This is a genomic window from Micromonospora sp. WMMD1128 (assembly GCF_027497235.1).
GTDB lineage: Bacteria > Actinomycetota > Actinomycetes > Mycobacteriales > Micromonosporaceae > Micromonospora.
Genome location: NZ_CP114902.1, coordinates 328,335 through 342,371, shown reverse-complemented (window position 1 = coordinate 342,371; position 14,037 = coordinate 328,335). Strand labels below are relative to the sequence as shown.

At 73.8% G+C, this 14,037-nt stretch carries 13 protein-coding genes; 5 read left to right on the top strand and 8 right to left on the bottom strand.

Annotated elements, in window-relative coordinates; translation table 11 throughout:
- Nucleotide 1 precedes the first annotated feature (1 nt).
- The 4 genes from O7602_RS01685 to O7602_RS01670 are packed head-to-tail and all read right to left on the bottom strand — an operon-like array spanning nt 2 to nt 4,684.
- Nucleotides 2-1,582 carry a uroporphyrinogen-III synthase gene (locus O7602_RS01685; protein ID WP_281586494.1) on the bottom strand — a complete coding sequence of 527 codons (1,581 nt, stop codon included), beginning with the start codon at nt 1,580-1,582 and terminating at the stop codon, nt 2-4.
- Nucleotides 1,579-2,547, bottom strand: coding sequence for a hydroxymethylbilane synthase (hemC, locus tag O7602_RS01680; protein WP_281586493.1), 969 nt, complete (start codon nt 2,545-2,547; stop codon nt 1,579-1,581). The genes O7602_RS01685 and hemC overlap by 4 nt, the downstream gene beginning before the upstream one ends.
- On the bottom strand, nt 2,544-3,917 hold the full coding sequence (locus tag O7602_RS01675) for a glutamyl-tRNA reductase (protein ID WP_281586492.1): 1,374 nt from the start codon (nt 3,915-3,917) through the stop codon (nt 2,544-2,546). Before O7602_RS01675 ends, hemC begins: the two co-directional genes overlap by 4 nt.
- Nucleotides 3,914-4,684 (bottom strand): redox-sensing transcriptional repressor Rex, encoded by a 771-nt coding sequence (locus tag O7602_RS01670; RefSeq protein WP_281586491.1) that lies wholly within the window; start codon nt 4,682-4,684, stop codon nt 3,914-3,916. Before O7602_RS01670 ends, O7602_RS01675 begins: the two co-directional genes overlap by 4 nt.
- A gap of 389 nt (nt 4,685-5,073) precedes the next feature.
- Between O7602_RS01670 and O7602_RS01665 the strand changes: the two genes are divergently transcribed.
- Nucleotides 5,074-6,378 (top strand): sensor histidine kinase, encoded by a 1,305-nt coding sequence (locus O7602_RS01665; RefSeq protein ID WP_281586490.1) that lies wholly within the window; start codon nt 5,074-5,076, stop codon nt 6,376-6,378.
- A gap of 98 nt (nt 6,379-6,476) precedes the next feature.
- Nucleotides 6,477-7,133, top strand: coding sequence for a response regulator transcription factor (locus O7602_RS01660; protein WP_281586489.1), 657 nt, complete (start codon nt 6,477-6,479; stop codon nt 7,131-7,133).
- A 7-nt stretch (nt 7,134-7,140) separates the two neighbouring features.
- Here the strand turns inward: O7602_RS01660 and O7602_RS01655 are convergent, their stop codons facing one another.
- Both O7602_RS01655 and O7602_RS01650 read right to left on the bottom strand, forming a co-directional pair.
- Nucleotides 7,141-7,791, bottom strand: a complete 651-nt coding sequence (locus O7602_RS01655) for an HAD hydrolase-like protein (RefSeq protein ID WP_281586488.1) — start codon at nt 7,789-7,791, stop codon at nt 7,141-7,143.
- Nucleotides 7,792-7,805: 14 nt separating this feature from the next.
- Complete coding sequence (locus O7602_RS01650) at nt 7,806-8,060, bottom strand: glutaredoxin family protein (RefSeq protein WP_281586487.1); 255 nt, start codon at nt 8,058-8,060, stop codon at nt 7,806-7,808.
- Nucleotides 8,061-8,648: 588 nt separating this feature from the next.
- Here O7602_RS01650 and O7602_RS01645 point away from each other — a divergent pair.
- The 3 genes from O7602_RS01645 to O7602_RS01635 all read left to right on the top strand — a co-directional run bounded on the left by O7602_RS01645 (nt 8,649) and on the right by O7602_RS01635 (nt 11,736).
- A complete protein-coding gene (locus tag O7602_RS01645; RefSeq protein WP_281586486.1) occupies nt 8,649-9,617 on the top strand; it encodes an ECF subfamily RNA polymerase sigma factor, BldN family in 969 nt (322 codons plus the stop codon).
- Nucleotides 9,618-9,907: 290 nt separating this feature from the next.
- Nucleotides 9,908-10,762, top strand: a complete 855-nt coding sequence (locus O7602_RS01640) for a DUF5667 domain-containing protein (RefSeq protein WP_281586485.1) — start codon at nt 9,908-9,910, stop codon at nt 10,760-10,762.
- A gap of 98 nt (nt 10,763-10,860) precedes the next feature.
- Nucleotides 10,861-11,736: an HAD-IB family hydrolase gene (locus O7602_RS01635; RefSeq protein WP_281586484.1), complete on the top strand. Its 876-nt coding sequence runs from the start codon at nt 10,861-10,863 to the stop codon at nt 11,734-11,736.
- Between the two features lie 27 nt (nt 11,737-11,763).
- On the opposite strand, the gene O7602_RS01630 is transcribed toward O7602_RS01635, so the two are convergent.
- Entirely contained in the window at nt 11,764-12,645 is an 882-nt protein-coding gene (locus O7602_RS01630) for a lysophospholipid acyltransferase family protein (RefSeq protein ID WP_281590060.1), read from the bottom strand.
- A gap of 209 nt (nt 12,646-12,854) precedes the next feature.
- Nucleotides 12,855-13,928 carry an NAD-dependent epimerase/dehydratase family protein gene (locus O7602_RS01625; protein ID WP_281586483.1) on the bottom strand — a complete coding sequence of 358 codons (1,074 nt, stop codon included), beginning with the start codon at nt 13,926-13,928 and terminating at the stop codon, nt 12,855-12,857.
- Nucleotides 13,929-14,037 lie beyond the last annotated feature (109 nt).

Here is a 14,037-nt window from a genome sequence, read left to right as displayed (position 1 = left end):
GTCAGCGGAACCTCAGGGCGGTCGGGCCCTGCACCTTCGAGCCGCGGCGCTGCTTCGCCGGCATGGCGGCGAGCTTCTCGCGCAGCTCGACGGCGTAGGCGGCGAGCGCCTCCACCAGGTCGGGCACCGAGGCGTGCGGCGGCTGCACGTCGACCCGCAGGCCGAACTCCGTCGCGGTCTCCGCCGTCTTGGGCCCGATGACGGCAACAACGGTACGCGCGTGCGGCTTCCCGGCGATGCCGACCAGGTTCCGAACGGTGGAGGACGAGGTGAAGAGCACCGCGTCGAATCCGCCCGACTTGATCGCGTCGCGGATCTCGGCCGGCGGCGGCGCCGCCCGGACGGTCCGGTACGCGGTCACGTCGTCGACCTCCCAGCCCCGCTCGGTGAGGCCGGCGGCAAGCGTCTCGGTGGCGATGTCGGCGCGGGGCAGCAGCACCCGGCCGACCGGGTCGAGGATCTCGTCGTGCGGGGAGAACTCGGCCAGCAGGCCCTCGGAGGACTGCTCCCCGGCCGGGACCAGCTCCGGCTGGATGCCGAACGCGCGGACCGCGTCGGCGGTCGCCTCACCGATACAGGCGATCTTGACGCCGCCGAAGTGCCGGGCGTCCAGCCCGTGCTCGGCGAACTTCTCCCAGACCGCCCGGACCGCGTTCACCGAAGTGAAGATCACCCAGGCGTACCGGCCGTCGACCAGGCCCTTGACCGCGCGCTCCATCTGGGCCGGGGTGCGGGGCGGCTCGACCGCGATGGTCGGCACCTCGCACGGGATCGCCCCGTACGCGCGCAGCCGCGCGCTCATCGCGCCGGCCTGCTCCTTGGTGCGGGGCACCAGCACCTTCCAGCCGTACAGCGGGCGGTTCTCCCACCAGCTCAGCTTGTCGCGGTCGGTGACGCCCGCGCCGACGGTGAGCACGACGCGGCCGGTGAAGCCGAGTGCCGCCGCGACGAAGGAGTCCACGCTCGACGTGGTGGTGTACTGCGTCTCGCCGGTGCCGTCGCCGGTCACCCCGACCGCGGTGGCGCCGTCGACCCCGGCCGCCAGCAGCCCGTCCCGGACGGCGGCCAGGTCACCGGCGTCCACCGCGAGCGCCAGCGAGCCCCGGCCCACGGCCGTGGCGAGCGCGTCGAAGTCCAGCGCGGTGACGTCCTCGACGTCGGCGGCGGTGCGCACGCCCGGCAGCGGGACGCCGGCGTACGTGGCGACGCCCTCGGCCTGGCCGACGCCCGGCACCACCTCGAAGTGGGCCGCGGTGCGCGCCACCGCCTGCACCTCCTTGACCACCGAGTCGTGGCCGAACGGGTCACCGGCGACCAGGTGCACCGCGTTCTGGCCGGAGCGGGCCGCGGAGATCAGCACCTTCGCCACGTCCCCCGGCACGCCCTCGGCGGGGCTGAACTCGGCGTCGGACCGGGCCTGGGCGCGTACGTGGGTCAGCAGCGACTCGGGGACTCCCCGGTCGTACACCACGTGGTCGGCCTCGACCAGGGCGTCGAGCGCCCGGCGGGTCAGCAGGCCCGGGTCGCCGGGGCCGGCCCCGACGAAAGCGATCCGGCCTACGGGCTTACGGGTGCGGGTCATTCTGTGCTCCCAAGTTGCTGGGTCCCCGGGCCGGCGTGTCCTTCTTGGCCGAGGATCGAGTCGGCACCGAGTTCGAGGAGTTCGGCGGCGAGAGCCTTGCCGATCTCCGCCGCGTCGGCGGGCGTTCCGGTGCGGGACAGCCGGAGGTCACGGGAACCGTCCGGGCTGATCACCGCACCGCGCAGGTAGATCTCCTCACCGGTCTCACCCTCGGCGAGTTCGCCGTAGGCGGCCACGGGTGCGCTGCACCCGGCCTCCAAGGTGGCCAGCAGTGCCCGTTCCGCGGTGACCGCGGCGCGGGACGGCGCGTGATCGAGCCGCGCCAGCAGCTCGATCAGGTCGTGGTCGTCGGCCCGGCACTCGACCGCGAGCGCGCCCTGTGCGGGCGCCGGCAGCATGAGCATCGGGTCGAGCGTCTCGGTGATGACGTCGGCGCGGCCGATCCGGGCGAGCCCGGCCCGGGCCAGCACGACGGCGTCGAAGTCGGCGTCCGGGCCGAGCACCCGGCCCACCCGGGAGTCGACGTTGCCCCGGATCGGGGTGACCTCGAACTGCATGCCGAGCGCGTGCAGCTGGGCGATCCGGCGCAGGGCGCCGGTGCCGATCCGCGCGCCGGGCGGCAGCTCGGCAAGGGTTCGGCCGCCGGTGGCGACGAGCGCGTCCCGTGGATCCTGCCGGGGCGGCACGGCCGCGATGTGCAGACCGGGCGCCGCCGCGGTGGGCAGGTCCTTGTACGAGTGCACGGCGAAGTCGATCTCACCGGCGGTCAGCGCGTCCCGCAGGGCGGACACGAAGACGCCGACACCGAGCCGCTGCACCGGGGCGGTGGAGCGGTCCCCGGCGGTCACCACCTCGACCAGCTCGACCGGGCGGCCGGTGGCCGCGGTGAGGGCGTCGGCGACGTGGCCGGACTGGGCCATCGCCAGGACGCTGCCCCGGGTGCCGAGGCGCAGGGGGGCGGTCATCGCGCACCTCCGGAGGTCGGGACGTCGGCCGCGTCGAACGACGACCGGCCGTCGAGGTCGGTGGCCACCACGTCGGGGACGGTGTCGACCGGGGACGTCTGTGGCACTTCCAGGTCGAACAGCTCGCGCAGCAGGGCCGCGTACTGGTCGCCACCGGGTTCGGCGGCGAGCTGGCGGACCCGCACGGTCGGCTGGTGCAGCAGGCGCTGGACCACCCGGTGCACGGTGCGGGCCACCTCGGCGCGCTGGTCGTCGCTGAGGTCGGGTCGGCGTTGGCCGAGCCGGCGCAGCTCGGCGGTGACCACGTCGTCGGCCCGGCCGCGCAGGGCGGCCACGGTGGGTGCCACGTCAGCCCCGCGCAGCCAGCTCAGGAACGCCTCGACCTCACCGGCGACGATCCGGCCGACCTCGGCCGCGTCGGCGGCGGCCGGCCCGTCGGCGAGGACGGCGGCCATCCGGTCGATGTCGATCACCTCGACGCCCGGCAGCTCGGCGACGCCCGCCTCGACGTCACGCGGGACGGCGAGGTCGAGCAGGACCAGCGAGGGCCGGTCGGCGCCCCGGCGGGCCAGCGCCCGGGTCACCACGTCCCGGGTGAGCACCGGCTCGGTGGCGGCGGTCGCGGCGACCACGATGTCCACCGTGGACAGCGACTCGACCAGCTCGGCGATCGGCACGGCGGTCGCGCCGTAGGACTCGGCGAGGCGGACGGCGCGGGCGGCGCCCCGGTTGGTGACGACGACCGGTCCGGCGCCGAGCCGGGACAGGGTCGCCACGCCCAGCGAGCCCATCGCCCCGGCGCCGACCACCATGGCGGGTCGTTCGGTCAGGTCGCCGTCGAGCAGGTCGGCGGCGAGGCCGAGGGCGGCGGTGACGACGCTCTGTCCGGCCCGGTCGATGTTCGTCTCGGTGTGCGCGCGCTTGCCGACCCGCAGCGCCTGTTGCATCAGTTCGTGCAACAGCCGGCCGGTCGACTCGGCGCCGCCGGCCGAATGGTAGGCGTCGCGTAGCTGGCCGAGGATCTGCGCCTCGCCGACCACCATGGAGTCCAGCCCGGTGGCGACCCGGAAGACGTGATCGACGGCGGCGGCGTCGTAGTGCACGTAGAGGTGCGGGGCGAGCGCCGACGGCGGGCAGCCGGCCTGTTCGGCCAGGACCGCGCAGATGTCACCGAGCCCACCGTGGAACCCGGAGACCGCGGCGTACACCTCCACCCGGTTGCAGGTGGAGACGAGGACCGCCTCGGCGACGTACGGCTGGGCGACGAGGCGGTCCAGCGTGCGGGTGAGGTCCGCGGGCGGGACGGCCAGTTGCTCAAGCGTGGCGACCGGGGCGGTGCGGTAGGACGCGCCGACGACGAGCAGTTTCACGTGCCGATCGCCTCCTGGGTGTCGGTGGCCGCGAGCCCGCCGGGCAGGGCGGTGAGACCGGGCCCGCCGGTGGCGGGCAGCGCGGTCAACGACGCCTTGCGGTGCTCGTGGAAGGACAGGATCTGCAGCTCGATCGCGAGGTCGACCTTGCGCACGTCGACCCCGTCCGGGACCGAGAGTACGCACGGCGCGAAGTTGAGGATGCTCGTCACGCCGACGGCGACGAGTTGGTCGGCGACGGCCTGGGCGGCGGGCGCCGGGGTGGCGATCACGCCGATCGAGATCGACTCCTCGGCGACGACCTGGGGCAGCTCGTCGGCGTGCCGCACGACCAACCCGTTTATCTGTTCGCCGACGCGGGACGGGTCGGCGTCGAGGAGCGCGGCGATGCGGAATCCGCGGCTGGCGAAGCCGTCGTAGCCGGCCAGGGCGTGACCGAGATTACCCACCCCGACCAGGGCCACGGCCCGGCACTGGGTGAGCCCGAGCACCGAGGAGATCTGATCGATCAGCAGCGCGACGTCGTAGCCGACGCCCCGGGTGCCGTACGAGCCGAGGTGGGACAGGTCCTTGCGGAGTTTCGCCGAGTTGACGCCGACCGCGCTGGCCAGGCTCTCACTCGACACGGTCTCGTGACCGGCGTCGGCGAGCGCGTGCAACGCGCGCAGGTATTCCGGAAGCCGGGACACGGTCGCCTCGGGCAGCTCCGGAAGCGCCGGTACGGCACCGGTGCGGCCGGGCGCGCCGGGTGGACGGTGCTGACTCATGAGACTCCGTGCGGTGCGATCCTCGACCAGCGTCGGAGGCCGGTCGTTTCGGGACTCCCGCTGGCGACCGTTGTTGCCGGCTGTGCTAGCAGGGCGCGTCGGAACTACAGAGTAGGCGCTTGTGAAGAGGTGCACAAATCGCGATCTTGATGACTCGCGACGCCACTCCACCTGCCCCTCCATTCTCACAAGATCGATCAACCGCGCCTTCCCCGCAGCGCGTGGCGATTATTGCTCAATCCAGACTTCTCTGACCAATCGCGCGCGCCCGGTAGCGCTCAGTGACCGGCGCAGCGAGGCGCTTCTCACTTCCCGGTAGGGAGAACCCCACCCTGGATGCACCGGCGCGCGGGATGGGCCGGCCGGGTCCGCGCTCCTAGCCTCGAACCATGACCGCCATGCCGTCGGCCGCCGCGCCCGCCCCCTCGTCGCCCGTCCGGGGCCTGCTCCGCCAGCTCGGGAACGACACCGGGTACGTGATCTTCAGCCTTCCGTTCGCGATTGTCGGCTTCGTGCTCGTCATCGCGGGGATCTCGCTCACCGCCGGGCTGCTGGTCACCACGCTCGGCCTGCCGGTCCTCGCGGGCCTGCTGTACGCGGCCCGCGGGCTGGCCGACCTCGAACGGCTCCGGCTCCCCGGCGTGCTCGGCCGACCCCGGGTCCGCCCGGTCTACCTGGTGCCCGGCCGTGGCGCCCGGTTCTGGCGGCGGGTATTCACCCCGATGCGTGACCCGCAGTCCTGGCTCGACCTGCTGCACGCGTTCCTCCGGTTCCCGGTGACCCTGCCCACGTTCGTGATCATGGTGGTGTGGTGGGCGGTGGCGCTGGCCGGCCCGTTCTACGGCCTGTACGACTGGTCCATCCCGCGCGGGCCGGACGACCAGCACCTGAGCTATTTCCTCGGGATGGGTGACGGGGCCGGTGCGCGGATCGCACTGAACACCGCGATCGGGCTGTTCGCGCTCTTCACCCTCCCCCTGGTCGCCCGCGGGCTGGCCCGGATCCAGGCCGGCCTGGCGTACTCCCTGCTCACCGGCGTGGCCGAGATGCGGCAGCGGATCATCACGCTGGAGGAGCAGAAGCGGGCCGCCGCCTCGGCCGAAGCGGTCGCCCTGCGCCGGTTGGAGCGCGACATCCACGACGGGCCGCAGCAGCGCCTGGTCCGACTCGCCATGGACCTGGGCCGGGCCCGCCACCAGCTCGCCGCCGACCCGGAGGCGGCCCGGCGCACCCTGGACGAGGCGGTCGCCCAGACCCGGGAGACGCTCGACGAGCTGCGTGCCCTCTCCCGCGGCATCGCGCCGCCGATCCTGGTCGACCGGGGGCTGCCGAGCGCGCTCGCCGCGCTCGCCGCCCGCGCCCTGGTGCCGACCGAGCTGCTCGTCGACGACGAGTTGGGTCGGGCCGGCGGCCGGCTCGACCCGGGTCTGGAGAGCACCGCGTACTTCGTGGTGGCCGAGGCGTTGACGAACGTCGCGAAGCACAGCCGGGCCACCGCCTGCCGGGTGGAGGTGACCCGGAAGGTGGGCCGGCTGGAGATCACCGTCACCGACGACGGGATCGGCGGCGCCCACCTGGCCAAGGGGCACGGGCTCAGCGGCATCGACGACCGGGTGCGGGCCGCCGGCGGCACCCTGGAGGTGGCCAGTCCGGCCGGCGGGCCGACGTGGGTCCACGCGGAACTGCCCCGGTGACGTCGGTCGGCCCGGAGCCGGCCGCCGACGCCGCCGGACGACGCTGAGGGCCGCCGGAGGCAGCGCCGCGGGCCCCGGACGTGATAGACACCGGACCCATGCGGGTGGTGATCGCGGACGACGCCGTACTGCTCCGGGAGGGGCTGATCCGGCTGCTCACCGAGTTCGGGCACGAGGTGGTGGCCGCCGTCGGCGACGGGGACGCCCTGGTCGAGGCCGTGGTCACACACCGGCCGGACGTCTCGGTGGTGGACGTGCGGATGCCGCCGTCGCACACCGACGAGGGACTGCGCGCGGCGGTGGAGGCCCGCCGTCGGGTGCCGGGCACGCCGGTCCTGGTGTTGTCCCAGTACGTCGAGGTGTCGTACGCCGACGACCTGCTGGACACCGCGGGCCGCGCCGGGGGCGGGATCGGCTACCTGCTCAAGGACCGGGTGGCCGCGATCGACGAGTTCCTGGACGGGCTGGCCCGGGTGGCCGGCGGGGGCACGGTGCTCGATCCGGAGGTGATCAGTCAGCTCCTGGTGCGGCGCCGGCGGGACGACCCGCTCGCGGCGCTGACCCCGCGCGAGCGCGAGGTGCTGGCGCTGATGGCCGAGGGCCGTTCCAACACCGCCATCGCCCGCGCCCTGGTGGTCAGCGACGGCGCGGTCGAGAAGCACGTGCGCAACATCTTCACCAAGCTCGACCTGCCCCCGGACGCCACCACCCACCACCGCCGGGTGCTCGCGGTCCTGGCCCACCTGCGCGCCTGACCCGCGGTCAGGGCAGGGCGCGGGCCATCCGTACCGCCGCGGTGAGGGTGTCGGCCACCGGGTGGCCGCTGGCGCGCAGCGTGGCCGGGTCGGAGATGCCACCGGTGTAGAGGACCGCGGCGCCGCCGACCGCGGTCGCCGCGTCCGCGTCGTCGAGCGAGTCACCGATCAGCACCACGTCCCGACCGTCGAGCCCCAGCTCCGCGAGGTGCTTCTCCAGCCACTGCGCCTTGTGCCCGCCGCCGACCGCGGCGCGCAGCCCGTCCACGCGGCGGAAGTGCGGGGTCAGCCCGTACGTGTGCACGGTGGGCACCAACTCGTCGTGGAACCACATGGACAGCAACGACTGGCTGCCCGGCCAGGCGGCGATCGCGGCGGTGGCGTCGGCGGCCAGCGCGCAGCTGGTCAACCCGGCCCGGTAGGCGTCGTGGAAGATCCGGTCGAGCGCGCCGAACGCCTCGTCGTCGACGGCCCGGCCGAGCATCTCGGCGTAGTAGTCGGCGATCGGCCGGCGGAACCGCACCCGGTGCTCGTCGGCGCTGACCGCCCGGCCGCCGGCGCTGGCGAATGCCACGTTCGTGGCCCGCACCACCAGGTCGAGGTCGTCGAGCAGGGTGCCGTTCCAGTCCCACACCAGGTGGCGACGCGTCCTCGTCACCTCAGCACCATAGTTCAGAGCTGCGGGGTGGTCAGGTCCCGCAGCAGCCGGTCCTCCTCGACCCGCCAGTATCCGTGCTCCTTGCCGTCGAGCAGCACCACCGGCAGCCGGTCGCCGTAGTCACGCTCCATCTCGACGTCGCCTGTCACGTCCTTCTCCACCCAGCGATCGCCGGTGACCGCCACCACCCGGTCGAGCGCGGCCTTGGCGTCCTCGCAGAGGTGGCAGCCGGGCCGGGTGATCAGGATGAGCCGCGGGTCGGTTGACATCTGGTGCCTCCTGCGGTGCTCGGTCGGCGTCGACTGCGAGTGGGGCGCGGACCGGCTCAGATTACGCGCCGACACCGACGGGCCGGCGGTCCGCGCCACATACGCAACTAACAGTGGGTGGGAATCCCGACGATGGGAGCTCGATCTTCCCGGGCCACCCGGGCGCGTTCCGGACCTGACCGGCCGGGTCGCCGCCACGACACGCCGAGCGGAAAGAAAATTGGGTCCGACCTGGACTTCCGTCGAAACCAGGTTCGGAGGCGAAAGTCAACCACGGGCGACGGACAGCCGGTCCGCCGGCAGTGCCACCGGGCGGGAAATACTTCCGCTCTGTGTAACGGACTTGCCACGCGCGGGTGACGTTGGGCCTATCATCACTCGGGTCGGCTCACCCCATTTGCTGTGAGTCGACACCCCTCAGCCCGAGGAGGCCCCCGTGCCCGTGAGCGCATTGGACCAGCACCTCAAGGGGATCTGCCGCCCGTCGGCACGTCCCGGACCGGCCGCGCCCGACCGGGTCGTACCCGACCCCGCGGCGACGCCGGGGCGCCCGGCGCGGTCGCTGCCCACCTGGACCGGGGAGGCACGGTGACCACGTTCGGTTACGCGGAACGGCCGGCCGGAGTGGTCGGCCCGAGCCAGCGGAACCCGCTCAACGAGCGCGCCGATCCCGCCCCACGCCCCGACGGCCTGCTCGCCGTGCGCGGCGAGGGACGACGAACGCGCAGCCGCGCGCACCACGGCAACGAGGCACCCGTGCGCCCGGCGCTGCCCGGCGCCAACGCGAAGCCCGCCGCCGGCCGCCTCGGCGCGCCGGCCCGCCCCGTCCCGCCGACCCAGGCCCGGCGCGGCGACGCGGCGACAAGCGCCGAGCCCTCGGCCGCCGAGACCGCCGTGTTCCCCGCGGTGGCCGCCGGCGACACCGCGGTGCTGCCGGCCGTCCCCACCGCCACGCCGGCCACCGGCTTCCCGAGCCGCCCCGACCCGTCCGACCCGGCCACCGAGGTATGGACGCTCGTGGAACGGGCGCAGGCCGGCGAGGCCGAGGCGTTCGGCCTGCTCTACGACAGGTACGTCGACACCGTCTTCCGGTTCGTCTACTTCCGGGTCGGCAACCGCCAACTCGCCGAGGACCTCACCTCCGACACGTTCCTGCGGGCGCTCAAGCGGATCGGCAGCTTCACCTGGCAGGGTCGCGACCTGGGCGCCTGGCTGGTCACCATCGCCCGCAACCTGGTCGCCGACCACTTCAAGTCCGGGCGCTACCGGCTGGAGGTGAGCACCGGTGACGTCCTCGACGCCGACCGGGAGGACCGCGGCCCGGAGGGCAGCCCGGAGGCGGCGGTGGTCGAGCACATCACCAACGTCGCCCTGCTCACCGCCGTCAAGCAACTGAACCCGGAACAGCAGGAGTGCATCGTGCTCCGGTTCCTGCAGGGCTTCTCGGTGGCCGAGACGGCCCGTGCCATGGGCAAGAACGAGGGTGCCATCAAGGCCCTGCAATACCGGGCGGTGCGGGCCCTGGCCCGGCTGCTGCCCGACGGCTTCCAGGGCTGACAGCGGCAGATCCCCTCACCCACCGGCGCGGGCGCCGGTGGGTGACGTGTGCCCGACACGCTCCGCGTTCGCCATCACACCCGGTGATTTCGCCCCCGAACCGGCCGTAACCGGCGACCGGCGCGAACCGTTTCTCCGGGTGCGACCAGTGGTTGTCCCGGCGTCCCCTGGGCCACCCGGTCCGGCGGGTCAGGTCGGCCGTTCCGGTCGGCACTGTGCCACACGCTGCCACGGGTCGCTGGTGACGACGACGGCCGCCCGGCCGTGACCAGCGGAAGGGGGTGCCCGCGGTGGACAGTGACCTCTTCTCCGGTCGGCGAGCCGAGCGCTTCGCGCAACTCCTCGACGAGGCCAACGGCGGACGCCGACACCACGTCCGGTCCCGAGCCGACGGCGAACTCACCGCGCTCGTCGCGGTGGGCCGGCGGCTCACCGTCGAGCGGCCCACCGTCGAGGTCGACTCCGAGTTCCGCACCAGCCTGCGGGCGATGCTCGTGGCCACCGCCGAACGCGAGGGCGTCACCGCGGGCGCCGGTGCCACCGCCGGCCTGCGCGGCGCGTTGCTGCCGGCCATCACCGGTCGCCGCGCCCGTGCCCGCGGCGCGATCCTGGTCGGCGTGGCCGCCGGCGCGATCGCGCTCTCCGGCATCTCCGCCGCCAGCGAGAACGCGCTTCCCGGCGACGCCCTCTACGGCATGAAGAGGTCCACCGAACGCGCCCAGCTCGCGCTCGCCAAGTCGGACATCAGCCGCGGGCAGCTCTTCCTCGACTTCGCCCGGACCCGGCTCGACGAGGCGGCCTCGGTCCGCGACGACCGGCTCGGCTTCAGCGCCGTTCTCGACGACATGGACGCGGACACCCGACAGGGCGTACGCCTGCTGACCACGGTGGCCGCACAGCGCTCCGACCCGACCGCGCTGGACGCCGTGGACACCTTCCTCGCCGGCCAGCGCCGGATGGTCAGCGGCCTGCTCGACCGGCCCGACCACGCCGACCGGGACCGGACCCGCCGCTCGCTCGCCCTGCTCGACGCGGCCGGCCGGCGCGCCGACGCGCTGCGCGAGGCGATCGCCTGCGGGCTGCCCGCGCCGTCGGTCGCCGACACGCTCGGACCCGCGCCCACCATCTGCCCCGGCGAACGCTGAGCGCACGCGGCCACACTTCCGCTCGCGGCCACCAGACAGTCACGACGAGCCGGATACGCTCGACCCGGAATGTTCGTGCGGTCGTCGAGGGAGGTGCCGTGACCGAATCCCGCAAGGTGACGGTCAGCACCGACGTCCACGGTCACACCGCCGGCTGGGCGGCGACCCCGGCGGCAACCGTGACCCCGGTCGCGCCGGACCCGACGGCCGCCGCGTTCTTCGACGTCGACAACACCATGATGCAGGGCGCGTCGATCTACTGGTTGGCCCGCGGGCTGGCCGCCCGGAATTACCTCACCGCCGGTGACCTGGCCCGGTTCGCCTGGCAGCAGGCCCGGTTCCGGCTGCTCGCCACCGAGCACGCCGGCACCGTGTCGCAGGCCAAGGAGGCCGCGCTCGCATTCGTGCGGGGCTGGCGGGTCGACGACGTGGAACGCCTCACCGAGGAGATCTTCGACGAGCTGATGGCGCCCCGCATCTGGGCCGGCACCCGCCGACTGGCCCAGCGTCACCTCGACGCGGGTGAGCGGGTGTGGCTGGTCAGCGCTGCCCCGGTGGAGATCGGCCGGGTGATCGCGGCCCGGCTCGGCCTGACCGGTGCGATCGGCACGGTGGCCGAGGTGGTCGACGGCGCGTACACCGGCCGGCTGGTCGGCGACCTGATGCACGGGCCGGCGAAGGCCGAGGCGGTCACCCAACTGGCCACGGTGGAAGGGCTGGACCTGGCCCGCTGCACGGCCTACAGCGACTCCGCGAACGACCTGCCGATGCTCTCCGCGGTGGGCCGCGCGGTGGCGGTCAACCCCGATCCGGCGCTGCTGCGGCGGGCCCGCGAACGGGGTTGGGACGTCCGGGACTTCCGCACCGGGCGCCGGGCCGCGCGCATCGCCGGACACTCGACCGCCGCGGCCGGGCTGCTCGCCGGCGCGGTCACCGCCGGGCTGGCGCTGCACCGCCGCCGCCAGCGCGCCTGAGCACGGGCCGGGCGCCGGCCCCGCCGATCAGGGACCGAACGGGTCCGGGCGGCGTTCGAGCAGCTTGTGCAACGTCTGCTGGATGGTCTCCCGCACCTGGTCGGCGAGGTTGAACACGACGAGCGGGTCGTCCGCCGAGTCACGCAGGTGCGCCGTGGGAATCGGCGGGCAGAACTCGATCAACCACTTGCTCGGCAGCGGCACCATGCCCAGCGGCCCCAGCCAGGGGAAGGTCGGCGTTACCGGGAAATACGGCAGCTTGAGCAGCCGGGCGAGCGGCTTGATGTCGGCGAGCATCGGATAGATCTCCTCGCCGCCGACGATCGCCACCGGCACGATCGGCGTACCGGTGCGCAACGCGGCGGAGACGAAACCGCCGCGGCCGAACCGCTGGAGTTTGTAGCGGTCGGAGTAGAGCTTCCCGATCCCCTTGAAGCCCTCCGGGAACACGCCGACCAGCTCGCCGTTGCCGAGCAACCGTTCGGCGTCCGGGTTGCAGGCCACCGTGCCACCGGTCTTGCGGGCCAGCTCGGAGACGACGGGCATCCGGAAGACCAGGTCGGCGCCGAGCAGGCGCAGGTAGCGGCGCCCCGGGTGCTGGTCGTGCAGCGCGGTGGAGAGGATCAACGCGTCCAGCGCCACGGTGCCGGAGTGGTTGCCCACCACCAGGCCGGCGCCCTCGGCCGGCACGTGTTCCATGCCACCGACCTCGGTGCGGAACCAGTCCCGGTAGAGCAGCCGGACCAGCGGGTGGAAGACCGCGTCGGTGAGTTCGGGGTCGAAGCCGAACTCGTCCACCTCGTAGTCACCGGCGAGCCGGCGCCGCAGGAACGCGAGCCCCCGCGCGACCCGTCGGTCCCACTGGTCCCCCGGCCGGTCGGCCACCGCCGGCCCGGGCGGCGTCGCGATCCCGGCGGGTCCCGACACCTCGCCGGCCCCCGCCCGCCCGGCCACGACCTTCTTCGCGACCGCCTTCTTCGCGACGGCCTTCTTGGCGACCGGTCGACCAACCGTCGGGGCGGCAGGCTCGGTGACCGGCCGGTGCCCGTTGCGCCGCGCCGGCTCCGCGCCGGGCTCGGGCACGGTCAGCGGTACGTCGCGCCGCTCCTCCGGGCTGCTCACGAGCGCTCCCGGACGGTCGAGCGGACCTGGCGGATGCTCTCCAGCACCAGGTGCTCGGCGGCGGCGAGCTGATCCCGCGTCACCACCACCCCGCCGAGGTGGGCGCGGATGAAGTCGTCGAAGGCGGCGGCGGTCGAGCGGGGAGTGAAGCCGAACTCGTGCTCCAGTCGGGTGGTGTCCACCACCCGACCGTGCACGAAGAGGTCGACCTGATCCAAACCGTAGCGGCCGAAGCCCAGGGTGCGGGCGACCGCGGCCACCCCGGCCAGGCCCGGCTCCAGCACCGGCACGGCCACCCGGCCGGCCCGGCGGATGGCCTGCGACAGCGACAGCACCCCCGGCCCGGCGACGTTGAACGTCCCTGGGTGTTCCTCGGCGACCGACCGGTGCAGCACGGACAGCGCGTCGTCGATGTGCAGGAACTGCAGGCGCGGATCGCGTCCGAAGATGGTGGGCACCACCGGCTGCGCGAAGTAGCGGGTGAGCGTGGTGTCGGCGGTGTAGCCGATGAACGGAGCGAAGCGCAGCACGGTCGCGGTGACGTCGGGCCGACGGCGGCGGAATCCGCGTACGTATCCCTCGATGTCGAGGATGTCCCGGCCGAACCCGCCGCGCGGCACCTCACGCGGCTCGGTGTCCTCGGTGAAGACGGCCGGGTCGCGGAACGACACCCCGTACGCGGCGGTCGACGAGCGGACCACCAGCCGGCGCAGCCGGGGTGCCCGCTGACAGGCGGCGAGCAACTGCATGGTGCCGATGACGTTCTGTTCCTTCATCGCCGCCCGGCCGCCGTGCTGCCCGTCGGGGGCGGTGACGAGCGCCAGGTGCGCCACGGCGTCGACGTCGAGGTCGGTCAGGAGACCGCCGAGCGAGTCGAGGTCGAGGCGGACCAACTCGACGTCGGAGAGCAGATCGGCCAACTCGGGGTTGGGCGGGGCCGGATCGACCCCGATGACCCGCTCGATGCGCGGATCGGCGGCGAGCCGGGCGGCCACGTTCGCGCCGAGGAAGCGACCGACCCCGGTGACGACGACGACCCCCGGGGCACCTGAGGTGCCGCCGAGGGTCATGTCGTGCGCCTTACGCGGCCGGCAGGATCGAGCCGGGACGTCCGCGGCCTGATCACCTGAGCCTCCGAGGGTCGACAGTTGGCAAGTGGTGCCGGTGCCGGGTCAACGC

Excerpts from the sequence above, each read along its gene's own strand:
- O7602_RS01660 (WP_281586489.1), top strand. The coding sequence starts at position 6,477 with ATGCGGGTGGTGATCGCGGACGACGCCGTACTGCTCCGGGAGGGGCTG.
- O7602_RS01670 (WP_281586491.1), bottom strand. The coding sequence starts at position 4,684 with ATGAGTCAGCACCGTCCACCCGGCGCGCCCGGCCGCACCGGTGCCGTA.
- O7602_RS01685 (WP_281586494.1), bottom strand. The coding sequence starts at position 1,582 with ATGACCCGCACCCGTAAGCCCGTAGGCCGGATCGCTTTCGTCGGGGCC.
- O7602_RS01625 (WP_281586483.1), bottom strand. The coding sequence starts at position 13,928 with ATGACCCTCGGCGGCACCTCAGGTGCCCCGGGGGTCGTCGTCGTCACC.
- hemC (WP_281586493.1), bottom strand. The coding sequence starts at position 2,547 with ATGACCGCCCCCCTGCGCCTCGGCACCCGGGGCAGCGTCCTGGCGATG.
- O7602_RS01665 (WP_281586490.1), top strand. The coding sequence starts at position 5,074 with ATGACCGCCATGCCGTCGGCCGCCGCGCCCGCCCCCTCGTCGCCCGTC.
- O7602_RS01650 (WP_281586487.1), bottom strand. The coding sequence starts at position 8,060 with ATGTCAACCGACCCGCGGCTCATCCTGATCACCCGGCCCGGCTGCCAC.